Raw genomic sequence first — 22,233 nt, forward strand, 5'->3', positions numbered from 1 at the left:
TGAAACGGAAGGTACGGCGCCGCAGCCGACAACGTGGGAAGCCAGCCGCCGCCGGCCCGTTCGCCGGCGCGCCGGATGCGGGCCGTCAACACCGTCGTCCACGCCCTCTCCGCCCGCCACGGTGGGGTGCATCTGCACCTTGCAGAGGAACCCTGGGTCGCTGAACGCGGCCACCGGCTGCCGGCCCGCGGTTTCCCTACGGCGCTTGCCGGGGCCGGACTGTCCGTCGGGCCGTCGCCCGGGCTCGCCCTCGGCGGCCGGCCGCCGTCCCGTACCGGATCCATGCTGCCGAAAGACGCCGCCGGGACGGAGGGCGCTGCGACAATGGCGGGATGACGACCGGACGCTGGGAGTTCTGGATCGACCGCGGTGGCACGTTCACGGATGTCGTCGGCAGGCGGCCGGACGGACAGCTGGTCACCGGCAAGCTGCTCTCGCACCACCCCGAGCGCTACCGGGACGCCGCGGTGGCCGGTATCCGGATGATGCTGGGGCTCGGCCCGGACGAGCCGGTTCCGGCCGAACGGGTCTCCGTCGTCAAGATGGGCACCACCGTCGCCACCAACGCCCTCCTGGAGCGTACGGGCGAACCGACCGTACTGCTGACCACCGAGGGTTTCCGGGACGCGCTGCGGATCGCCTATCAGAACCGGCCGCGGATCTTCGACCGGCGGATCGTGCTGCCGGAGGCGCTCTACGAGCGGGTCATCGAGGTGCCGGAGCGGATCGGCGCGCACGGTGAACTGATCCGGCCGCTGGAGGCGGACCGGGTACACGAGGCGCTGCTGCGGGCCCGCGCGGACGGGCTGCGCAGCGCCGCCGTCGTCCTGCTGCACGGCTACCGCCACCCCGACCACGAGCGGGCCGTCGCCGAGCTGGCCCGCCGCGCGGGCTTCCCGCAGGTCAGCTGCTCGCACGAGGTCAGCCCGCTGATGAAGCTGGTACCGCGCGGCGACACCACCGTCGTCGACGCCTACCTCTCCCCGATCCTGGCCCGCTACGTCGACGAGGTCGCCGCCCAACTCCCCGGCATCCGGCTGATGTTCATGCAGTCCAACGGCGGGCTGAGGGAGGCCGCGCGCTTCCGCGGCAAGGACGCCGTGCTGTCCGGGCCGGCCGGCGGCGTCGTCGGCATGGTCCGTACGGCCGCCGAGGCGGGCGACGGCCACGACCGGGTGATCGGCTTCGACATGGGCGGCACCTCCACGGATGTGTCGCACTACGCCGGTGAGTTCGAGCGGGTCTTCGGCAGTGAGGTCGCGGGCGTACGGATGCGAGCCCCCATGATGAACATCCACACCGTGGCGGCCGGCGGCGGCTCCGTCCTGCACTTCGACGGGCGCCGCTACCGGGTCGGCCCGGACTCCGCCGGGGCCGTCCCGGGACCGGCCTGCTACCGGCGCGGCGGCCCGCTCACCGTCACCGACGCGAATGTGATGCTCGGGCGGATCCAGCCCGGCCACTTCCCCGCCGTCTTCGGGCCGGACGGCGACCAGCCGCTGGACGACGGGACCGTCCGCACCCGCTTCACCGAACTGGCCGCCCGGATCGCCGCCGGGACCGGCGACGACCGCGGCCCGGAGGAGGTCGCGGCCGGCTTCCTGGACATCGCCGTGCTCAACATGGCCAACGCGGTCAAGAAGATCTCCGTCCAGCGCGGCCGCGACATCACCCGCTACGCCCTGACCTGCTTCGGCGGTGCCGGCGGCCAACACGCCTGCGCGGTCGCCGACGCACTGGGCATCACCACCGTCCTCGTCCCGCCGCTGGCCGGGGTGCTCTCCGCGTACGGCATCGGCGTCGCCGACGCCACCGCGATGCGCGAGCAGGCCGTCGAGGCGGAGTTCACCGACGCCGCGGCCATGGCACGCGTCCACGAGGTCTGTGCGGCGCTCGCCGGCCGGACCCGGGGTGAACTCCGCGACGACGGGGTGCCGGACGCGTCGATCACCACCCGGGCCCGGGTCCTGGTCCGCTACGCCGGGACCGACTCCACCATCGGCGTACCGCTCGCCGGCACCGACGCCATGGCCGCGGACTTCGTCCGGGCCCACCGCGAGCGCTACGCCTTCACCATGGACAAACCGCTGGTCGCCGAGGCGGTGTCGGTCGAGGCGCTCGGGGAGGCCGGCGGCGCCCGCGGATACGACGTACGGCAGGGCGGCAGGGAAGGGGAGCTGGGGCCCGCGGCCACCGTCCGGATGTACGCCGACGGACGCCGGCGGGACACCGGCCTCTTCCGGCGCGCCGACCTGCGCCCCGGCGACACCCTCACCGGTCCGGCGATCATCGCCGAGGAGAACGCGACCACGGTCCTCGACCCGGACTGGCAGGCGGTCGTGGGCGACCGCGGCCACCTCCTGCTGACCCGGACCCGCCCGCGCGGCGACCGGACCGCCGTGGGCACCGAAGCCGACCCCGTGATGCTGGAGGTCTTCAACAGCCTCTTCATGGCCATCGCCGAGCAGATGGGCGTCCGGCTGGAGAACACCGCACACTCCGTCAACATCAAGGAGCGGCTCGACTTCTCCTGTGCGCTCTTCGACGCCGACGGCAATCTGATCGCCAACGCGCCGCACATTCCGGTGCATCTGGGCTCGATGGGGGAGTCGATCAAGGAAGTGCTCCGCCGGCGCGGCGACGACCTGCGGCCCGGCGATGTCTATGCGATCAACGATCCTTACCACGGCGGTACCCACCTCCCGGATGTCACGGTCGTCACCCCGGTCTTCGCGGCGACCTCTGATGGGGTAACGCACAGTGACGAGCTGTTGTTCCTGGTTGCTTCCCGCGGCCACCACGCCGAGATCGGCGGCATCACCCCCGGTTCGATGCCCGCCTTCAGCCGCACCATCGAGGAAGAGGGCATCCTCTTCGACAACTGGCTGCTGGTGCGCGACGGAAAGCTGCGCGAGCGCGAGACCCGCGCACTGCTCACCTCCGGCCCGTACCCCTCCCGCGCACCGGACGCCAACCTCGCCGATCTGCGCGCCCAGATCGCCGCCAACGAGAAGGGCATCCAGGAACTCCACTGGATGACCGAGGAGTTCGGTCTGGATGTCGTACGCGCCTACATGGGGCACGTCCAGGACAACGCCGAGGAATCGGTGCGGCGGATCATCGCCGGGCTGTCGGACGGGAGTTACCGCTACGAGACCGACGGCGGCGCGGAGATCCGCGTCGCGCTGACCGTCGACCGCGCCGCGCGCCGCGCCGTACTGGACTTCGCCGGCACCTCACCCCAGCAGCCGGGCAACGCGAACGCGCCGACCTCGGTGGTGATGGCGGCCGTCCTCTACGTCTTCCGCACCCTGGTCGCCGAGGACATCCCGCTCAACAGCGGCTGCCTCAAGCCCGTCGACGTACGCATCCCGGAGGGCTCGATGCTCGCCCCCGCCCACCCCGCGGCCACCGTCGCCGGCAATGTGGAGACCTCCCAGGCGGTCACCGGCGCGCTCTACGCCGCGCTCGGTGTCCAGGCCGAGGGCTCGGGCACGATGAACAACCTCACCTTCGGCAACGACCGGGTGCAGTACTACGAGACCGTCGCCAGCGGCTCGGGCGCCGGCGACGGCTTCGACGGCGCGGACGCCGTACAGACCCATATGACCAACTCCCGGCTGACCGACCCGGAAGTGCTGGAGTGGCGCTACCCCGTCCGGGTCGACAGCTTCGCCGTCCGCGCCGGGAGCGGGGGCGGCGGGCGCTGGCACGGCGGCTGCGGTGTCGAGCGCCGGCTGCGCTTCCTGGAGCCGGTGACCATCGCTCTGCTGACCAGCCATCGCAGGGTCCCGCCGTACGGGATGGCGGGCGGTGAGCCGGGGGCGCTGGGCGCGAACGCCATCGTGCGGGCCGACGGAACGCGCGTGCGACTGCGCGGCTGTGACGCGGCGGAGGCCGGCGTGGACGACGTACTGGTCGTACGGACCCCGGGCGGTGGCGGGTACGGGGTGCCGGAGCGCGGCTGAACGGCAGCCGGGTGAGCTGGTTCCGTGCCCTATCGCATACGGAGGAACCGGACGGGTGTCCCCGGCGCCGCCTGTGCCGCCCGGGCCAGGTGCCGCTCGGGGACCACGCCGACGACCGGGTAGCCGCCCGTCGTGGGGTGGTCGTGCAGGAACAGCACCGGCAGGCCGTCGGGCGGGACCTGGAGGGCGCCCAACGGCATGCCCTCGCTGGGGAGTTCACCGTGCCGGGCGCGTTCCAGTGCGGGGCCCGCCGTCCGCAGCCCGATGCGGTTGCTGGCCGGGGAGACCCGGAACCGGCCGGTGGCCAGGGTGCGCAGTCCGGCGTCGGTGAACCAGTCGTCGCGGGGGCCGGGGAGGAACGGCAGGAGCAGTTCGGCCACCGGGCCGGGGTGCGGGACGGCGTCCGCGCCGGCCGACGGGGCGTACGGGGCGCCCAGCGGGAGGACCGCGCCGTCGGTGAGCGGCTCGGGGCCCAGGCCGGAGAGCAGATCGGTGGCGCGGCTGCCGAGTACCTCCGCGGCGTCGATACCGCCCGCGAAGGCGAGGTGGCAGCGCACCCCGTGGGTGGCCGGGCCGGCGTCCAGGACGGCGCCCGCCGGGACGCGGACCGGGGCGCCCCAGGGGGCGGGACGGCCGTCGACGGTCACCGGGCAGGGGGCGCCGGTGACGGCCACGGTGGTCGCCGTGCGGACCCGTACGGCGCAGCCGGTGAGCGTCGTCTCCAGGGTGGCGGCCGACTCGGGGTTGCCGACCAGGCGGTTGGCGAGGCGGTGCGCCGGCTCGTCCAGGGCGCCGGCGCGCGGTACGCCGAGGTGGGCATGGCCGGGCCGGCCGAGATCCTGCACCGTGGTGAGCGCCCCGGCCCGGACGACCGAGAGGGCGCGGTCGTTCATCGGGCGGTCTCCAGGGGCACGAAACGGACGCGGGTACCGGGGGTGAGCAGCGCCGCCGGTTCCCGGCACGGGTCCCACAGCACGGTGCCGGTGGTGCCGATCAGCTGCCAGCCGCCGGGGGAGGAGCGCGGGTAGACGCCGGTGTACGGGCCGGCCAGCGCGACAGACCCGACCGGGACCCGGGTACGGGGGGTGGCCCGGCGCGGTACGTGCAGGGGCTCGGGCAGACCGGTCAGATAGCCGAACCCGGGGGCGAAGCCGCAGAAGGCGACGTGGAATTCGGTGCCGGAGTGCAGTCGGACCACGTCATCGGTGGTGGTGTCCCACAGGGCGGCCACGGCGTCGAGGTCGGGGCCGTCGTAGCGGACCGGGATCTCGACGGTGGGCCGGTCGCCGGCGGCGTGTGGCGGAATGTCCCAGGAGGCCAGCTCGGCGCGGAGCCCCCGCGGGTCGGCGAGGCCGTCGAGGAAGACCGTGCGGGCGGCCGGCACGATCTCTCCGCCGGACGCCGTCCGGGACCCGCCCCCGGCCCACCGCAGGGTGCCGCCGGCGTCCCGGCGCAGCAGTTCGGCGTGGAGCGCCGCGGCCTTCTCGGCGCTGTCCAGCTCGATCAGCAGGCCGTGTTCACCGACCGGCAGCGGTCTCATACGAAACTCCGTACGCGGACACCGGCGGCGGTCAGTTCGGACCGGACGCGCCGGGCGAGGTCCGCGGCACCCGGCGTGTCGCCGTGCAGGCAGAGGGAGCGGGCGGTGACCGCGACCGGGCCGCCGTCGCGCGAGGCGACGGTCCGGTCGCGGGCGATGCCGACGGAGCGCTTGACGACCTCGTCCGGGTCGTGGATCACCGCACCGGGCTCGCGGCGCGCTACCAGGGTGCCCTCGGGCGTGTAGGCGCGGTCGGCGAATGCCTCGCCGACGACGGGCAGTTGGGCGTGCCCGGCGGCGTGGTGCAGCCGGGAACCGGGCAGGCCGAGGACCGGGAGCCCGCCGCCCGGCAGTCCGCTCCCCGCGGTGCGGATGCCCTCGATGACGGCACCGGCCTGTTCCTCGTCGTGGACACAGCGGTTGTAGAGCGCGCCGTGCGGTTTGACGTAGCCGACACGGCTGCCGGCGGCGCGTGCGAAGACCTCCAGCGCACCGATCTGGTAGGCGATCTCGTCGGCCAGTTCGTCCGGCGGTACGTCCATCGCGCGGCGCCCGAAGCCGGCCAGGTCGCGGTAGGAGACCTGGGCGCCGATCACCACCCCGCGCTCGACGGCCAGTTCGCACACCCGGCGCATGGTGGCCGGGTCGCCGGCGTGGAAGCCGCAGGCGACGTTGGCGCTGGTGACGATGGACAGCAGGGCCTCGTCGTCGGTGAGCCGCCAGCGGCCGAAGCCCTCGCCGAGGTCGGCGTTGAGGTCGATGACGGGGGTGTGGGCGGGGCCGGTGACGGAGCCGGTGACGGAGTCGGCGACAGGGGTGACGGTGGGGGTGACGGCGGGAGGATCGGTGAGGTCGTCGGGGGCCGCCACGTCGGTCATGTCCGTCAGGTCCGTCCGTTCCAGAGACGCTCGGTCCGGCCGGCCCGTATCCGTAGTAGCTCTCCTCCGAGGGCACTCGGGCCGACCGGTGTTCCGGACAACGTAGAGGATTGTTGAACGATCCGACAAGAGGTGTGAGGGGATCCGGTCCGGGGCCGTTGTGTTGTCCCCTCAGCTGGTATTGACTTTCGCCGGACGGGCCCAGGCGGGAGCGCTGAACGGAGCGGTATGGCCGGCGGAGTGGCGAACAACGATCAGCGGCGGCTCGCCGAGGTCTCGGAGCTGGCGCGGGACCGCGCGCTGCTGGGCCGCTCCAGTACCGCCGAGCGGGTCGCCGACATCCTGCGCGACCGGATCACCGAGGGCTACTTCCCGCCCGGCACCCGGCTCTCCGAGGAGAGCATCGGTGGCGCGCTGGGCGTCTCGCGCAACACCCTGCGGGAGGCGTTCCGGCTGCTCACGCACGAGCGGCTGCTGGTGCACCAGCTCAACCGCGGAGTGTTCGTGGGGGTGGTGACGATCGAGGACCTGGACGACATCTACCGGGTACGTACGCTCGTGGAGTGCGCGGCCGTACGGGGACTGGGCCAGGGGCCGTACGACGTCCGGGTGCGCGAGGCCATCGCGGCGATCGAGGCCGCGGTGCGGGCCGGTGAGGCCGCCTCGGAGGCGCGGGAGTGGCAGGACCTGTCGACCGCCAACATCCGCTTCCACCAGGCGATCGTGGCGCTGGCGGACAGCCCCCGCACGGATGAGCTGATGCGCGGCGTGCTGGCCGAGCTCCGGCTGGTCTTCCACGTCATGGCCGATCCGCGGCGCTTCCACGCGCCCTATCTCACCCGCAACCGGCAGATCCTGGAGGCGCTGCACGCGGGCGACGCCGCCGAGGCGGAGCGGCTGCTGCGGTCCTATCTGGAGGACTCACGCGTCCAGTTGTCCGCGGCGTACGCCCGGCGTATCGCGGGGGAGTGAGCGGGGTCCGGCGGCCCGTGCCCCGGGGTTCCGCGCGGTTCCGCGGTGCGCGCCCCGCGAAGTTCCGTGGTTCCCGTGGGCAGACCTCTTCGCGGAGCAGATCTCTTCTTCGGATCCATGCAGACCTCTTGTCGGATCGTTGAACAATCGCCTAGCCTCCGCTGCAACCCCCGGTGCACTCCCCGACGCAACTCCCGCCGGAATTTCTCCCGCTGAAATCTCCGCACCCCTCCCGGACTCTCTGCACCCCCTCTCCCCGGCCCTCCGGGGTCCCGTACGCGGAAGGCGGATCCATGATCGTGCTCCTCGGCGTGCTCGTGGTCGTGATCGGCTTCGCCACGAAGCGCAATCCCCTGCTGGTCGTGGGGGTGGCGGGCATCGCCACCGGCTTCCTGGGCGGACTGTCGCCCGGCGAGGTGCTCGCGGCCTTCGGGGAAGGCTTCGCCGGCAGCCGGGCGGTGACGATCTTCGCCATCACCCTCCCGGTCATCGGCCTCCTGGAGCGCTACGGCCTCCAGGAGCAGGCCCGCACCCTCATTGCCCGGTTCGCCCGGCTCACCACCGGACGCTTCCTCGCGCTCTACCTGGGCCTGCGGCAGATCGGTGCCGCCGTCGGGCTGACCAACGTCTTCGGGCACGCCCAGACCGTCCGTCCGCTCGCCGTCCCGATGGCCGAGGGCGCGGCCGAGCGCACATACGGCCGGCTCCCCGGCCGGACACGGGAGAAGATCCGGTCCTTCGCCGCCAGCGCGGACAACGTGGGCCTGTTCTTCGGGGAGGACGTCTTCCTCGCCGTCGGCTCGATCCTGCTGATCACCGGCTTCGTCAACACCACCTACGGCACCCACCTCGAACCGCTGCACCTCGCGCTGTGGGCGATCCCCACCGCCGTCTGCGCCTTCCTGGTCCACGGCTGGCGGCTGCTGCGCCTGGACCGCGGACTGGAGCGCGAACTGCTCACCGCCAACGTGCGGTCCGACGCCGCCACGGAGGCCGCACAGTGATCAAGGCAGAGTGGTTCTACTGGCTGGTCGGCCTGAGCTTCCTGGTGATGGCTTCCCAGATGGTCACCGACCGCAGCAATCCCAAGCGCTACGGCACCGCCGCCTTCTGGGGCCTGACCGGCGCCGGCTTCATCTACAGCAGCTGGGTCGTCACCAAGCAGGCACCGGCCGAACCGCTGGGCGTCGCCGTGCTCGTCATGGCCTGCCTGGCCGGCTTCGGCTTCACCGGGCGCGGCACCCCGCGCACCACCACCCCCGAGGAGCGCACCGCGAGCGCCGCCCGGCTCGGCAACCGGCTGTTCGTCCCCGCGCTCACCATCCCGGTCGTCGCCATGGCCTGTGCCATCGGCGTCAAGCACCTCTCCATCGGGGGCCGGCCGGTCCTTCAGGAGGGCAGCGAGACCATCCTCGGTCTCGGGATCGGCGCCGTGACCGCCCTCGTCGTCGGCATGATCATGCTGCGCGAGAAGCGGGTCTCGGTCCCCGTGCAGTCCGGCCGTTCCCTGCTGGAGGCGATGGGCTGGGCGATGCTGCTGCCGCAGATGCTGGCCACCCTGGGCGCCATCTTCCAGGTCTCCGGCGTCGGCGGTCAGGTCGGCAAGCTCGCCGCCTCGGTCCTGCCCGAGGACTCGCTGTACGTCGCGGTCGTCGTCTACTGCGTGGGCATGTTCGCCTTCACCCTCGTCATGGGCAACGCCTTCGCGGCCTTCCCCGTGATGACCGCCGCCGTCGGCTGGCCCGTCCTCATCGGGCACTTCCACGGCAACCCCGCCGCCGTCCTGGCCATCGGCATGCTCGCCGGATTCTGCGGCACCCTGATCACCCCCATGGCCGCGAACTACAACATCGTCCCGGCCGCCCTACTGGAGCTGAGGGACCAGTACGGGCCCATCCGGGCACAGCTGCCCACGGCAGGGGTGCTGCTCGGCTGCAACATCGTGATCATGGCGCTGTTCGCCTTCTGACCGGGCGCCGTTCGCCTTCCGACCGGAGGAATCCTCATGACCCGGGTACTGCTGACCGGATTCGCACCCTTCGACGGCGAAGCCGTCAACCCCTCCTGGCAGGCGGTACGCGCCGCCGCGGCCGAACCGCCGGCCGGTGTCGAGGCCTTCGCCGTCGAGCTGCCCTGCGTCTACGGAGCGTCGTTCGCGGTGCTGCGGGCCGCGATCGAGGACACCCGCCCCGAGATCGTGGTCTGCGCCGGGCAGGCGGGCGGCCGCCCCGACATCACCGTCGAACGCGTCGCCATCAACGTCGACGACGCCCGGATACCCGATGCGGCGGGCGCCGAACCGATCGACGAGCCGGTCGTGCCCGGCGGCCCCGCCGCGTACTTCTCCACCCTGCCCGTCAAGGCCTGTGTGGCGGCCGTCCGGGCCGCCGGGCTGCCCGCCTCGGTCTCCCAGACCGCCGGCACCTTCGTCTGCAACCACGTCTTCTACGGACTCGCCCACCTCATCGCCACCGAACTCCCCGGGATCCGCGGCGGGTTCGTGCACGTCCCCTACGCGCCCGAACAGGTCACCGGCCGGTCCCAGCCGTCGCTGCCGGTCGCCGAGGCGGCCCGGGCCCTCCGGGAGATCGTCGCCACCGCGGCCCGCACGCGCACGGACCTCCGCGCGGCCGGCGGGGCCACCCACTGAGCGCCGCGGCCCACGCCGTAGAATGACGCACCGGGCGAAGCGTCGTCCGGCAGCCGCCCGTCAACGGATCCACCCGCCGTTCCGCCGTGAGCGGATCCGCGCCGTTTCGTCCGTTGTCAGTGCGACCGCCTACTCTGTGCGACGTGACTCATCCCGCCCCGGGGCCCGCTGCGCCCCAGCTCAACGGGGGTAACCGCCCCGCGCCGGGCCCGGCCGCCGACGAAGGCCTGGCCCGTCGGCTGCGTGCCCTCGCCTGCACCGCGCCGCTGCACGACCTCGATGCGCGCAAGGCCAACCTCGCGGGCGAGTACGGGGTCTACGCGATGGCCGAGGTGGCGCTCGCCGTCATCGACCTCGTCACCCTCAACATGGACTTCGACACCGGCGCCGACCACGAGGAGATAGTGGCGAAGGTGCTCCCCCGGGTGGCCGCCCAGACCCCCGGCCGTCCCACGGGTGAGCACGAGCGGGTCGCCCGCTGGGTGCTGGAGAACCTGATCAACGTCGGCAGCGTCGACCGCGGCTTCCGCGCCGTCTACGGCACCTTCACCACCGACGGCGAGTACGTCCGCCGCGACTACGACTTCAAGCTGATCGAGGAGGTCCCCGGCGCCGGGGGCACCGTCTACCTCCGCGCCACCGACGAAGCGGTCAACGTCCTGGTCGGTGCGCTCGACACGGACGTCACCAGCGCCCAGATCGCCGCCGAGGTCAAGCTGGAGGTGCTGATCAGCCGCGGCCGGCTGGCCGACGCCCAGCTCGCCGCCGAACAGGCCCGCTACCGCACCGTCCAGTACGCCGAGGCGCTGCGCCGCACCCTGGACGCCACCCGGCGCAACGTCCGGGCGGTCGACTGGCTGGAGACCGTCCCCGACATGATCAGCGAGGCGCTCGATCACGTCGCGGAGCGCTACCGCCACGAGAACGCCATCCTCACCAACATCCGCAAGGCCCGCGACGAGACCGAGGAGCCCGACCACAAGCGCCGCGCCGCCGAGCTGGTCGACATCGTCAAGGACTGCATCCGCCGCCACACCCAGCTCCAGTCCCGGCTGCTGGAGGCCGGCCCGCTGTTCCGCGCCGAACAGGACCGGCAGGCCTTCGCCGCCCCGGCCGCCCGCTCCGGTCTCGACCTGTACGGCCAGCTCGTCGCGCCCGTGCTCCCGCTCCCCGCCGAGCAGGCCATCCGCGTCACCGACGCCTTCTTCGCCCAGGGCACGGGCCTGCGCACCCCGTCGTCGGTCCGCGTCGGCGACCTCGTCGAGATGCTGCTCACCCCGCCCGTGGAGCGCGAACACCTCGGCGCCGAGATGCCCGAGCCCGATCTGGTGGCCACCCCCGACGACAGCCGCTTCAGCGAGGCGCAGCTCGACGCCGCCATGGCGCTGCTCGATCTGCCCGCCGACGCGCCCCGCCGGCTCTCCGGCCTGCTCGCCGAGGCCCGCCGCAGCGATCCCGAACTCCCCTACCTCGTTGCCCTGCTGGCGGTGCACGCCGCCAGCCCGCCGGTCGGCACGGCCTACCGCCAGGGTGAGCAGCAGCTGCTCTTCGCCGTCGACGACGGCACGGAGCTGACGGACCCCGAGTTCGGCGGCGCCGACCTCATCGTGGGTACGGCTCTGCTGGACGCCGCCGGAATGGCGGCCGACCGCTCGGAGGTGGCCTGATGCCCCGCCGCCAGGGCGTACCGCCGATATGCGGCGTACCGCTGATATCCGGCGCCGGCCGCCGACGGCCTCTGCCGCCGCCCGGCCGCCGGCCCGTCCACCGGCAAGCGCACATACCGACCGTCCCCCGCAAGGAGCCTGTCCCGTGATCCAGTACGACGCCGACGAGGTGCCGGAGCAGCCGGATCCGGCGTCCGGGACCGGCGAGCCGGGCCGGTCCGCGGCCACCGCCGACGCCGAGCCGGCAGCGCCGCGGCCCGCGTCCTTGGCCCCGGCCGACGCCGCCGACGCCGCGCGGCTGGTGTCGTTCGGGCTCCAGCCCAAGCTGCTGCCCGCGCGCGACGCCGAGTACGGGGAGCTGCTGCGCCGCTATCGGGACGAACCCGCCTTCGCGCGGCTCGCCGACGCCGTCGCCACCGGCCTCGGACTGGTCGTCCTGGAGGTCTCCACCCGCGCCGGGATGGCCGTCACCGCCGCCGAGGACTCCGTCTTCGCGGTACGGATGGGCGACTACGCCCGCCGTGCCTCCGCCGACTCCGCCGACCGCTTCCTGCACGGCCTGGCGCATCTGGCGGTCGCCGCGCTGGCCTTCCCGCGCCCCGAGGACCTCGCCGACGACGGCTATATCGGCCGGATCACCGTCAACGGCGTCGACGCGTTCGTGCGGCAGGCCTGCCGCCGCCTGGAGGAGCGCGCCGAGCAGGAGGGCGAGAACACCGATCCGGTCGCCGACGCCCCCGGCCTGGAGTCCGCCTGGCGGATCTACGCCCGGCGCAGCGCGACCGGCGCCACCAAGGACGCCCGGCGGCTGGCCGGTTCGACCACCGGCATCATCGCCAAGGCCGTCACCTTCCTCGTCGACTCCGGCTTCCTCCAGCGCACCGGCGACGACGCCGGAGGCACGTACCGCACCACCGCCCGCTACCAGCTCCAGGTCCGCGACATGGCCGGCGGCGCCGCCATGGCCGAGCTCCTGGACCTGGGCATCGTCCCCGTCGGCGACGGCAGCGGATCGCTCCTCCCGGGTGAGGACACCGACGACCTCGACCTGGTCGCGGACGCCGGCCTGCCGTTCCACTCGGGCTGACCGCACGCCGCCGACCGCACACGCCACCGACCGCACCACGACAACGAGAGTCCGCCATGTACGAGCTGTCCCGGGTCCGCCTCTACTCCATCGGGCCGGCCGGTGCGCGCTACGCCGACACCGTGCTGGACCTGCGGGGAGTCGGTGCCCCGGTGCCCCAGCCGGCACCGGCCCAGGCGGACTTCTTCGAGGACGAACCGGTCGGCCCGCCGCGCCGCCCCGCCCCCGCCGGTGTGCTCTTCCTGGAGAACGGCGGCGGCAAGTCCGTCCTGCTCAAGCTGATCTTCTCGGTCATGCTGCCCGGCCACCGCAACACGCTCGGCGGCGCCAGCTCCGGCGTGCTGCGCAAGTTCCTGCTGGCCGACGACTGCGGCCATGTCGCCCTGGAGTGGCAGCACGTCCTCACGGGCGAGTCCGTGGTCGTCGGCAAGGTCAGCGAATGGCGCGGCCGGCAGGTCTCCAACGACCCGAGGAAGTTCGCCGAGGCCTGGTACAGCTTCCGGCCCGGCCCCGGTATGAGCCTGGACTCGCTGCCCGTCGCCGAGGCCACCATCGTCCGCCCCCGCCAGGAGGGCGAAGGCAGTTCGGGTGCCCACGGCCGCCGCCGCACGATGAAGGGCTTCCGCGACGTCCTCACCGAAGCCGGGAAGAACTACCCCAATCTGGATGTCGTCTGGGAGGAGATCCACGAGCGCTGGAACGAGCACCTCGGCGAGCTGGGCCTGGACCCGGAACTCTTCCGCTACCAGCGGGAGATGAACGCGGACGAAGGCGAGGCGGCCGGCCTGTTCGCGGTGAAGAACGACTCCGACTTCACCGACCTGCTGCTCCGCGCCGTCACCGACACCCGCGACACCGACGGCCTCGCCGACCTCGTCCACGGCTTCGCCCACAAGCTCGGCCGGCGCGCCGAACTCACCGCCGAACGGGACTTCACCGCCGGCTCCCTCGACCTGCTCACCCGCATCGCCGACGCCGCCGAACAGCGCGAACGCGCCCGCGAGGTGCACGCCGGCGCCGAGCGCCGCACCCGCGGCCTGGCCCAGCGGCTGCACGCCCGCGGCACCGAGGAGCGCGGCCGCGCCGCCGAGCTGGCCGAGCAGGTCGCCGCCGCGGCCCACCGCGTCACCGACGCCGAGCGGACCCGCGAGCGCCGCGCCCTGGTCTCCGCCGAACTGGCCTACCGGCACGCCTCGCTGGCGCTCGCCGCCGCCGAGAAGGGCGCCGCCGCCCAGCGCCGCGAGCTGAACGACGCCCGTACCCTGCACAGCGCCTGGCAGGCCGCGGAGACCGTGCTGCGGCACCGCGCCGCCGCCGACCGCTCCGCCCGGGTCGCCACCGCCATCCGCGAGGCCGAACGGGACGCCGCCCCGGCGCTCGCCGCCCGCGCCACCGCCGCCGCCGACCTGGTCCGCGCCCTGCACGCGGCAGCCGAGGCCGGGGAGCGGATCGCGGGCGAGGAGGAGGAGCGCTCCGCCGCCCTCCAGGAGGCCGGTGAGGCCGCGCACCGCGACGCCACCACGGCCGCCACCCACGCCCAGCGCGCCCGCAGTGAGGCCGACCACCTCAAGCAGCGGCTCACCGAGGTCGCCGAGGAGACCGCCGAGGCCGTCCGGGCCGGCTGGCTGGACGACACCGCCCCGGACGCCGACCCGGCCCGCGCCGCGCTCGCCGCCTCGGACGCCGAGAAGACCGCCGTCGAGGCCTGGGACGCGGCCCGTGACACGGCGCGGCAGGCCACCGACCGGGCCCGCGAGGCGACGTCCCGGCACTCCGCCGCCGAACTCGCCGCGGCCCGCGCCGAGGACGCCGCCGAGGCCGCCGGGCGGGCCTACGACGCCGAGCGCCGGGCCGCCGAGTCGATCGGCGCCGAGCAGCGGCTCGCCGAGCTCCTCGGGCTCCCGCAGACCCCGGCGAAGCCGGTGGGCGTGCCCGCGCCCCGTACGGCGACGGCCACCCCCGAGCAGAGCACTCCGCGCCGCCCGGCCGGCGCGGGCCCGCTGACCGCCGAGGAACTGGACCGTAACGCCGACGCGCTGCGGGAACTGCTGGAGGACGGCGTCGCCGCCGCCGAGCGGCAGCTCTTCGACCTGCGCACGGCCGCCGCGGACGACGCCCGGATCCTCGGCGCGCTGGGCGACGGCGGCCTGCTGCCCCCGGGGCCCGACGTGCTGGCCGCGGTGGAGTATCTGGGTGAGCACGGCGTCCCGGCGCTGCCCGGCTGGCGCTACCTCGCCCAGTCCGTGGCCCCCGCGGACCACGCCCGGGTGCTCGCGGCCCGGCCCGAGCTCGTCGACGGCGTGATCATCACCGATCCGGACACCCACGCCCGGGCCCGCGAGGTGCTCGCCCAGGCCGCGCTGCTGCCGCGCTCCGCGGTCGCGGTGGGCACCGCCGCCGCGCTGCTCGCCCCCACCCCGGCCACCGACGCGCGGGACACGGGCGTCTTCCTCGTCCCGCCGAACCCGGCGATGCACGACGAGTCGGCCGCCGACGAGGAGCGCCGGGCGCTGCGGGCCCGCGCGACGGCGCGGGACGAGGAGATCCGGGCGCTGGCCGCGCGGCTCGCCGGGGACCGCGCGCTGGCCGCCCGGCTCGGCTCGTGGCGTACCGGCTGCCCGGCCGGCCGGCTCGCCGAGCTGGCCGCCGCCGCGGAGGAGACCCGGACGGCCGCGGACGAGGCCGCCGCCGAGCTCGCCGAGGCCCGTACGGCCCGCGCCGGGGCCGAGGAGCTCGCCGCCGAGGCCACCGCGGTGCGCGACGAGCGGCAGGAGGCCGCGCAGCGCGCCCGCCGGGCCGCCGACCTGCTGGCGGGTCTCGCCCACCGGCTGCGGGAGCGCGCCGCCTGGCAGTCCCGGATGCGGGAACTGGCCGATGAGGCGGCCGAGTTCGAGGACCGCGCGGAGGAGTGCGTGGACCGCGCCCGGGCCGCCGACGAGGACCGCCGGGCCGCCCAGCGCGCCGCCGACGACGCCCGGCGCACCGCCCACGCCCTGCGCGCCGAACGCGCCGAGATCGCCGGTGTACCGGACGACCTGGAGGAGACGTCCGAGGCCGCGAACGCCTCACTGCCGGCGCTCCGCGAGGCCTACCGCGCCGCCTCCCAGCTCTACGAGAAGGTCGGCGTCGGCGCCGATCTGCGCGCCGAACAGGCCCGCGCCGAAGGCGACGAGTCGGCCGCCCTGGCCGAGCTGAACCGCCTCACCAACAAGGTCCGCACCCGCGCCGAGACGCTCCTGGAGAGCCCGGACGCCGCCGACGGTCCGTCCCGGCAGGCCGCCGCCACCCGCGCCGAATCGTTGGTGCACAAGCTGGAGAGCCGCGCCTCGGCCGCGAGCGAGCAGCTCGGCCGGCTGCGCGGCGAGGCCGAGCGGCTCGCTCCCACGGACGGCGAGGCGCACACCGAGCTGCCCGAGGAGCTGGTGCCCGCGGACGCCGACCGCGCCAAGGAGCTGCTGCGCACCGCGTCCGGTGAACTGGCCACCGCCACCGAGGCGCTGGAGGGCGCCCGGGAGCGGCACGAGCAGCTGCTCCGCGCCCACCGCGCGGCCGAGGACGCGGCCGGCGGCTTCGACGAGACCGCCGCCCTGCTGCGCGATCTGCTGCGGGACCACCAGGACACCGAGGACGGCACGGAGGCGCCGATCGAGCCGTACGCCGGCTCCCTCGCCGACGCCCGGCAGGCCGCCGCCGAGTCCCGCCGCTCGCTGCGCGGCTGCGCCGCCGACCTGTCCGCCGCCGAGGCCGCGGTCCGCGAGGCCTCCGACGTCCTCGTACGGCACGCCAACTCCACCCGCTACGAACAGGTCCGCACCCCCGCCCGGCAGCAGATCCGCGAGCTGCCCGCGGCGGCCCTGCCGGACCACGCCGCCAAGTGGGCGGAGGCCTTCGCGCCCCGGCTGCGGGTGCTCACCGACGAGCTGGCGCAGCTGGAACGCAACCGCGACTCCATCGTCGACCGGCTCCGCGGCATGGTCGATTCGTCGCTGACCACCCTGCGCTCCGCCCAGCGGCTGTCCCGGCTGCCCGAGGGGCTGGGGGAGTGGTCCGGCCAGGAGTTCCTGCGGATCCGCTTCGAGGACCCCGACCAGGCCACCCTCACCGAGCGGCTCGGCGAGGTCATCGACGAGGCCACCCGCTCCGCGGTCAAGAAGAACTCCGACCTGCGCCGCGACGGGATGTCCCTGCTGCTGCGCGGAGTGCACGCCGCCCTCCAGCCGCGCGGCGTGGCGGTGGAGATCCTCAAGCCGGACGCGGTGCTGCGGGCCGAGCGGGTCCCCGTCGGCCAGATGGGCGACGTCTTCTCCGGCGGCCAGCTGCTGACCGCCGCGATCGCCCTGTACTGCACGATGGCCGCGCTGCGCAGCAACGACCGGGGCCGCGACAAGCAGCGGCACGCCGGCACGCTGTTCCTCGACAACCCCATCGGCCGCGCCAACGCCACCTACCTGCTGGAGCTCCAGCGGGCCGTCGCCGACGCGCTCGGCGTGCAGCTGCTCTACACCACCGGCCTGTTCGACACCACCGCGCTGGCCGAGTTCCCGCTGGTCATCCGGTTGCGCAACGACGCGGACCTGCGGGCCGGCCTGAAGTACATCAGCGTCGAGGAGCACCTGCGGCCCGGCCTGCCGCAGCAGGACCCGGCCGGGGACGTGGTGCACGGCGAGATCACCGCGACGCGGATGTTCCGCCGCCCCGACGAGCACGCCGGTGAGCCCGCCCCCGGCGAGGAGGCGAATGCCGGGTGACCGGTCCCGCGGCCCACTAGGCCTGTCCGATAGGTCCGCGTGGGCCCGCGGCGCCCCATCGGACAGGCCCTAGGGCGAGAGCCGGGCCCGGCGCGCGGCATCATCCCCCGGGGGGACTCTCCGCCGGTGCGGCCCGGCGGGCCCGCCGCCGTTCGCGGCGCAACCGCCGTGCCGTGCTGCTCGGTTGTGAGTGCACCCCGTGGCGCTGCACCCAGACCTGCCGGGTCACCCAGACGTCGAGCACCGCCCAGGTGGCGACCACGGTGGCGGCGACCGTGCTCAGCGCCGCCGGGAAGGCGAACCACGAGCCGGCCAGCGTGGTCAGGAACGCCACCATCGCCTGGATCAGGGTGATCGCCACGATGATCACCGCGCGCACCGCGGCCGTACGCACCGGATCCGGCATCCTGGCCCGGGTTGCCGGCTCCTCCTCCCACAACGGTCGCCATCCGGTGTCCATGAACGCGTCACACTCCCCGTACTCTCCCGGAACACCCGGATCCAGGGCGACTGCCCGGGTTTCACCGGTTACCGTCCCACAACCACCGCGCCGAACCCCCGCCCCTCCACGGGCCGTCCCCCCACCACCCCTCCATGGTCGGGCACCGGAACGGCCGGGAGTGATCCGGGGCGGCGCGTAACCGGCTACCCCGGCAGCGGCCCGCCGCCGGATACCGGTGCGGTGTCCCGGCTCACGGTGACGGGCGGGCCCCGGGAATCGCTGGGAATCGACGGAAATCGTACGGGCGGGCTTTCCGGGAATCGGCGGACAACGTATGACGATCCCGCCCCGGATCCCTGACTCGGCGTCATACAAGGCCTTCGGGTAGGTCACCCGGCAGTAGTAGGCTCACGCCGTTTGTTGACGGAACACCGCTCCCGGACAACGGGGTTGATGGAGGGGAGGCCATGCGCTTTCGCGGAAAGTCGGTCCGCCGGAAGATCGTGGCGCTGCTGCTCGTACCGCTGGTGTCCCTGACGTCCCTGTGGGTGTTCGCGACGTATCTCACCGGCCGCGAGGCCAACCGCCTGCTGGACGTCGGCAACGTCGCACAACGCTTGGGGCACCCCGTCGAGGACCTCCTCCAGGCCCTCCAGCACGAGCGCCGCCAGAGCCTCCGCTACTTGGCCGACCGGCGGGGCGCCGACGCGCTCGGAGCGCTCCACGGCCGCACCCGCGCCACCGACGAGGCCCTCACCCGGCTGCGCGCGGACGCCGCCTCCGCGGGCGTCCGCGAGGACCTGACCGGCGGCGCCGGTGACCGGCTGGACACCGTCCTGGACGGCCTCGCCGCACTCACCTCGCTGCGCGCCCGGATCAAGGACAACACCGCCACCCGCGACGAGGCCATGGAGGGCTACAACTCCCTGGCCGACCCCGGCTACGACTTCCTGTCCGCGCTCCACCCCCCGGAGAACGCGGAGATGGACAGGCAGGGGCGCGCACTGGTCGGTCTCGCCCGCGCCCGCGAGGCCGTCTCCCGCGAGGACGCGCTGATGTCCGCCGTCCTCGCCTCCGGCACCATGAGCGGACGCGATCTGCGCGCGCTCTCCGACCGGGCCGCCGAGCGCCGCCTCCTCTACGGCACCAGCCTCCCGCTCCTCCCCGCCGAGGACCGCGGCGGCTACGAGGACTACTGGCGCTCCGCACCGGCCCGCGAACTGGCCTCGTACGAGGACCGGGTGATCGCCGCCGGTGCGCAGGCCGGACCGCGGGCGGTCAACGCCGAGCGCTGGAGCACCGCCGCGGCCCGGGTGCTCGGCGACCTCGAACGGCTGGGCAGGGACGCCGGCGACCGCTATCAGGAACGGATGGCACCGGTCGTCACCCACACCCTGCTCAAGGCCGCCGTCGCCGGAGTGCTCGGCTTCGTCGCCCTGCTGGTCTCGGTCGTCGTCTCGTTCCGCGTCGGCCGCCGCCACGTCCGGGACCTGACCCGGCTGCGCAGGACCGCCCACGAGGCCGCCGGTGTACGGCTGCCGAGCGTGATGCGCCGGCTGGCGGCCGGCGAGCAGGTGGACGTGGAGACCGAGGCACCCCGCCTGGACTTCGGCCCGGACGAGACCGGCCAGGTCGGCCAGGCCCTCAACACCCTCCAACGGGCCGCCGTCGAGGCCGCCGTCAAACAGGCCGATATGCGCCGCGGAGTCTCCGAGGTTTTCGTCAACCTCGCCCGCCGCAGCCAGGTACTGCTGCACCGCCAGCTGACCCTCCTGGATGCCATGGAACGGCGCACCGAGGACACCGACGAACTCGCCGACCTCTTCCGGCTCGACCACCTCACCACCCGTATGCGGCGGCACGCCGAAGGCCTGGTCATCCTCTCCGGCGCGGTCCCCTCCCGGCAGTGGCGCAGACCCGTCCAGCTGATGGACGTGGTGCGGGCGGCGGTCGCCGAGGTCGAGGACTACGAGCGGATCGAGGTGCGCCGGCCGCCCCGGCTCGCGGTGGACGGCCCCGCGGTATCGGACCTCACCCACCTGATCGCCGAACTCCTGGAGAACGCCACGGTCTTCTCGCCGCCGCACACCGCCGTACAGGTGCTCGGCGAGCGGGTCGCCAACGGCTACACCCTGGAGATCCACGACCGCGGCCTGGGGATGGCGCCCGACCAGCTGCTGGAGGCCAACCTCCGGCTCGCCGAGACACCGGAGTTCGAGCTCTCGGACACCGACCGGCTCGGGCTGTTCGTGGTCAGCCGGCTCGCCCGGCGGCAGCACGTACGGGTCTCCCTCCAGCCCTCGCCGTACGGCGGCACCACCGCCGTGGTCCTCATCCCGGGCGAGATCCTCACCGAGTCCGCCGGCGGCGGCCGGGCGGACGACGCGGCGGCCGCGGACCCGCGCTCCGGCGGCCCGGTGGAACTCGAGGCGCCGCTGGGGCCGGACGAGCGGGGGCCGGCCGGGGACGAGGACGTCCTGTCCGGGAAGCGGGCCGGGGAACGCGGCGGGGACCGGCGAGGCGAGCGACACCGGGCAACCGGCCCGGACCGCGGGCGCGGCCCCGACCGGCGGCGCGAGCGCGGGCGCCGCGGCCCGGGTACGGCACCGTCCCGGCCGGCCACCGGGCCGCGCGGGATCGCCGCCCTGCCGCCCGTCCCCGACGGCGAACCGCATCAGCAGACCCGGGACCAGGCGCCCGGGGGCAGGAATTCCCCGGCCACCGCCGAGGGGACGCCCGCCCGGCCGAAGGCCGGCGGCGGGCCCGTACCGCTGCCGCGCCGCCCCCGCCCGCCGGTGCTCGTCGCGGACCACGGCCGGACGGTCGAAGGCCGGAGGCGCGAAGGGGACGCGGACGCGGCGGACGGGAACGCGGTGGAGGGGCACACGGCGGACAGGAACGCGCCGGATGGGAACGCGGCGGCACCATCCGGCGGGGAGCCGGCCGCCCGGCGCCCGTCCGACGCGGACACCGGGGGCAACGGCGACGCCGACGACACCGCCCCGCCGCCGCCCCGGAATCCGCCCCGCGCCACCACCGCGACCGGACTGCCCCGCCGCGTCCGCCAGGCCAGCCTGGCACCGCAGCTCAGAACGGAGAGCCCCGAGCAGCCCCCAGGGGAGCGACACCCCGGGCCACCCGCGGACGACCGGGACGCCGAGGCGGTACGCGCCCGGATGGCCTCGCTCCAGCGCGGCTGGCAGCGCGGCCGCCGCGACCACGGCGACGACCGACCGGAGACCACAGCACCGGCAGACGAGGACCGGCCGGAGACCACAGCACCGGCAGGCGAGGACCGGCCGGCCGGGAACACCACAGGACCGGATGCCCCTGACCCGCCCCGGCACGACGGCGACGGCACGGGCACCCACGCACCACCAGGAACCACAACGGGAGGGGACGGCCCATGACCGCACCGAAGGCAGCAACGACCACCGCACCGGCTCCGGCGAGGGGACCCGGTGAGCTGAACTGGCTCCTGGACGAGCTGGTCGGCCGGGTCGGCTCGATCCGCAAGGCCCTCGTCCTCTCCAGCGACGGCCTGGCCACCGGCGCCTCGGAGGACCTCGGCCGCGAGGACGGCGAGCATCTGGCCGCGGTCGCCTCCGGCTTCCACAGCCTGGCCAAGGGCGTCGGCCGGCACTTCGACGCCGGACGGGTCCGCCAGACCATCGTCGAACTGGACGAGGCGTTCCTCTTCGTCAGCGCGGCCGGCGACGGCAGCTGCCTGGCCGTACTGGCCGACGCCGACTCCGATGTCGGGCTGATCGCCTACGAGATGACCCTGCTGGTGAAGCGGGTGGGTACGCACCTGGGCACCGCGCCCCGGTCCGGCCCGTCCACATGAGTGAGCAGGACGGCCGGGCGGCGCGGGAGCGGGCGGCGGCCCGCTGGTACGACGACGAGGCCGGTCCCGTCGTCCGGCCGTACGCCATGACCCGCGGGCGCACCCGCACCGGCGCGGAGGAGCGCCTCGACCTGATCGCCCAGGTGATCGCCGAGAGCCGCGCACCGCAGGCCGTCGACGACCGGACACTGGCGCCGGAGCACATCGAGATCGTCGAGCGGTGCCGGCGGGCGCCGCTGTCGGTCGCCGAGCTGGCGGCCGGACTCGACCTGCCGGTCGGGGTCGTACGGGTCCTGGTCGGCGACCTGCTCGACGCGGATCTGGTCCGGGTCAGCCGGCCGGTGCCGCCGGCCGAGCTGCCGGACGAAGATGTGCTGCGCGAGGTGATCGACGGCCTGCGCGCCCTGTGACCCGGCCGGCCCGGGGCGCTCAGG

The 22,233-nt window shown here is 74.5% G+C and carries 15 protein-coding genes; 11 read left to right on the forward strand and 4 right to left on the reverse strand.

Features of this window, described 5'->3' with window-relative positions; genetic code table 11:
• Nucleotides 1-332: 332 nt before the first annotated feature.
• Nucleotides 333-3,968 carry a hydantoinase B/oxoprolinase family protein gene (locus AZE13_RS13235; RefSeq protein ID WP_066930582.1) on the forward strand — a complete coding sequence of 1,212 codons (3,636 nt, stop codon included), beginning with the start codon at nt 333-335 and terminating at the stop codon, nt 3,966-3,968.
• A gap of 29 nt (nt 3,969-3,997) precedes the next feature.
• On the opposite strand, the gene AZE13_RS13240 is transcribed toward AZE13_RS13235, so the two are convergent.
• From AZE13_RS13240 to AZE13_RS13250, 3 genes are read right to left on the reverse strand one after another with little or no spacing between them, the layout of a single operon-like run.
• The gene (locus AZE13_RS13240) at nt 3,998-4,861 is read right to left on the reverse strand and encodes a biotin-dependent carboxyltransferase family protein (RefSeq protein ID WP_066930583.1); all 864 of its coding nucleotides are present in this window, start codon (nt 4,859-4,861) and stop codon (nt 3,998-4,000) included.
• A complete protein-coding gene (gene pxpB / locus AZE13_RS13245) occupies nt 4,858-5,508 on the reverse strand; it encodes a 5-oxoprolinase subunit PxpB (protein WP_066930584.1) in 651 nt (216 codons plus the stop codon). Before pxpB ends, AZE13_RS13240 begins: the two co-directional genes overlap by 4 nt.
• Nucleotides 5,505-6,386 carry a LamB/YcsF family protein gene (locus AZE13_RS13250; RefSeq protein ID WP_258527769.1) on the reverse strand — a complete coding sequence of 294 codons (882 nt, stop codon included), beginning with the start codon at nt 6,384-6,386 and terminating at the stop codon, nt 5,505-5,507. Before AZE13_RS13250 ends, pxpB begins: the two co-directional genes overlap by 4 nt.
• A gap of 228 nt (nt 6,387-6,614) precedes the next feature.
• On the opposite strand from AZE13_RS13250, the gene AZE13_RS13255 reads away from it, so the two are divergent.
• The 7 genes from AZE13_RS13255 to AZE13_RS13285 all read left to right on the forward strand — a co-directional run bounded on the left by AZE13_RS13255 (nt 6,615) and on the right by AZE13_RS13285 (nt 17,510).
• On the forward strand, nt 6,615-7,358 hold the full coding sequence (locus tag AZE13_RS13255) for a GntR family transcriptional regulator (RefSeq protein WP_066930585.1): 744 nt from the start codon (nt 6,615-6,617) through the stop codon (nt 7,356-7,358).
• A gap of 293 nt (nt 7,359-7,651) precedes the next feature.
• Nucleotides 7,652-8,362 carry a DUF969 domain-containing protein gene (locus AZE13_RS13260; RefSeq protein ID WP_066930586.1) on the forward strand — a complete coding sequence of 237 codons (711 nt, stop codon included), beginning with the start codon at nt 7,652-7,654 and terminating at the stop codon, nt 8,360-8,362.
• Nucleotides 8,359-9,327 (forward strand): DUF979 domain-containing protein, encoded by a 969-nt coding sequence (locus AZE13_RS13265; protein ID WP_066930587.1) that lies wholly within the window; start codon nt 8,359-8,361, stop codon nt 9,325-9,327. Before AZE13_RS13260 ends, AZE13_RS13265 begins: the two co-directional genes overlap by 4 nt.
• Nucleotides 9,328-9,363: 36 nt before the next feature.
• A complete protein-coding gene (gene pcp, locus AZE13_RS13270; RefSeq protein ID WP_066930588.1) occupies nt 9,364-10,008 on the forward strand; it encodes a pyroglutamyl-peptidase I in 645 nt (214 codons plus the stop codon).
• A gap of 143 nt (nt 10,009-10,151) precedes the next feature.
• On the forward strand, nt 10,152-11,675 hold the full coding sequence (locus tag AZE13_RS13275; RefSeq protein WP_066930589.1) for a hypothetical protein: 1,524 nt from the start codon (nt 10,152-10,154) through the stop codon (nt 11,673-11,675).
• Nucleotides 11,676-11,820: 145 nt separating this feature from the next.
• Nucleotides 11,821-12,762, forward strand: coding sequence for a hypothetical protein (locus AZE13_RS13280; protein ID WP_107288327.1), 942 nt, complete (start codon nt 11,821-11,823; stop codon nt 12,760-12,762).
• Nucleotides 12,763-12,818: 56 nt separating this feature from the next.
• Entirely contained in the window at nt 12,819-17,510 is a 4,692-nt protein-coding gene (locus tag AZE13_RS13285) for a hypothetical protein (protein WP_066930590.1), read from the forward strand.
• 100 nt (nt 17,511-17,610) lie between these two features.
• On the opposite strand, the gene AZE13_RS13290 is transcribed toward AZE13_RS13285, so the two are convergent.
• Nucleotides 17,611-18,015, reverse strand: a complete 405-nt coding sequence (locus tag AZE13_RS13290; RefSeq protein ID WP_398780146.1) for a hypothetical protein — start codon at nt 18,013-18,015, stop codon at nt 17,611-17,613.
• Nucleotides 18,016-18,419: 404 nt separating this feature from the next.
• Here AZE13_RS13290 and AZE13_RS13295 point away from each other — a divergent pair, with 404 nt between their 5' ends.
• The 3 genes from AZE13_RS13295 to AZE13_RS13305 are packed head-to-tail and all read left to right on the forward strand — an operon-like array spanning nt 18,420 to nt 22,209.
• The gene (locus AZE13_RS13295) at nt 18,420-21,362 is read left to right on the forward strand and encodes a nitrate- and nitrite sensing domain-containing protein (protein ID WP_066930592.1); all 2,943 of its coding nucleotides are present in this window, start codon (nt 18,420-18,422) and stop codon (nt 21,360-21,362) included.
• Nucleotides 21,359-21,799: a roadblock/LC7 domain-containing protein gene (locus AZE13_RS13300; RefSeq protein ID WP_066930593.1), complete on the forward strand. Its 441-nt coding sequence runs from the start codon at nt 21,359-21,361 to the stop codon at nt 21,797-21,799. The genes AZE13_RS13295 and AZE13_RS13300 overlap by 4 nt, the downstream gene beginning before the upstream one ends.
• A complete protein-coding gene (locus AZE13_RS13305; RefSeq protein WP_066930594.1) occupies nt 21,796-22,209 on the forward strand; it encodes a DUF742 domain-containing protein in 414 nt (137 codons plus the stop codon). Before AZE13_RS13300 ends, AZE13_RS13305 begins: the two co-directional genes overlap by 4 nt.
• Nucleotides 22,210-22,233 lie beyond the last annotated feature (24 nt).

It is taken from the genome of Streptomyces sp. NBRC 110611, assembly GCF_001590865.1.
Classification (GTDB): Bacteria; Actinomycetota; Actinomycetes; order Streptomycetales; family Streptomycetaceae; genus Streptomyces.

Coding starts and splice junctions, on each gene's coding strand:
- AZE13_RS13235 (WP_066930582.1), top strand. CDS start 333: ATGACGACCGGACGCTGGGAGTTCTGGATCGACCGCGGTGGCACGTTC.
- AZE13_RS13240 (WP_066930583.1), bottom strand. CDS start 4,861: ATGAACGACCGCGCCCTCTCGGTCGTCCGGGCCGGGGCGCTCACCACG.
- pxpB (WP_066930584.1), bottom strand. CDS start 5,508: ATGAGACCGCTGCCGGTCGGTGAACACGGCCTGCTGATCGAGCTGGAC.
- AZE13_RS13250 (WP_258527769.1), bottom strand. CDS start 6,386: ATGACCGACGTGGCGGCCCCCGACGACCTCACCGATCCTCCCGCCGTC.
- AZE13_RS13255 (WP_066930585.1), top strand. CDS start 6,615: ATGGCCGGCGGAGTGGCGAACAACGATCAGCGGCGGCTCGCCGAGGTC.
- AZE13_RS13260 (WP_066930586.1), top strand. CDS start 7,652: ATGATCGTGCTCCTCGGCGTGCTCGTGGTCGTGATCGGCTTCGCCACG.
- pcp (WP_066930588.1), top strand. CDS start 9,364: ATGACCCGGGTACTGCTGACCGGATTCGCACCCTTCGACGGCGAAGCC.
- AZE13_RS13285 (WP_066930590.1), top strand. CDS start 12,819: ATGTACGAGCTGTCCCGGGTCCGCCTCTACTCCATCGGGCCGGCCGGT.
- AZE13_RS13295 (WP_066930592.1), top strand. CDS start 18,420: ATGCGCTTTCGCGGAAAGTCGGTCCGCCGGAAGATCGTGGCGCTGCTG.
- AZE13_RS13300 (WP_066930593.1), top strand. CDS start 21,359: ATGACCGCACCGAAGGCAGCAACGACCACCGCACCGGCTCCGGCGAGG.
- AZE13_RS13305 (WP_066930594.1), top strand. CDS start 21,796: ATGAGTGAGCAGGACGGCCGGGCGGCGCGGGAGCGGGCGGCGGCCCGC.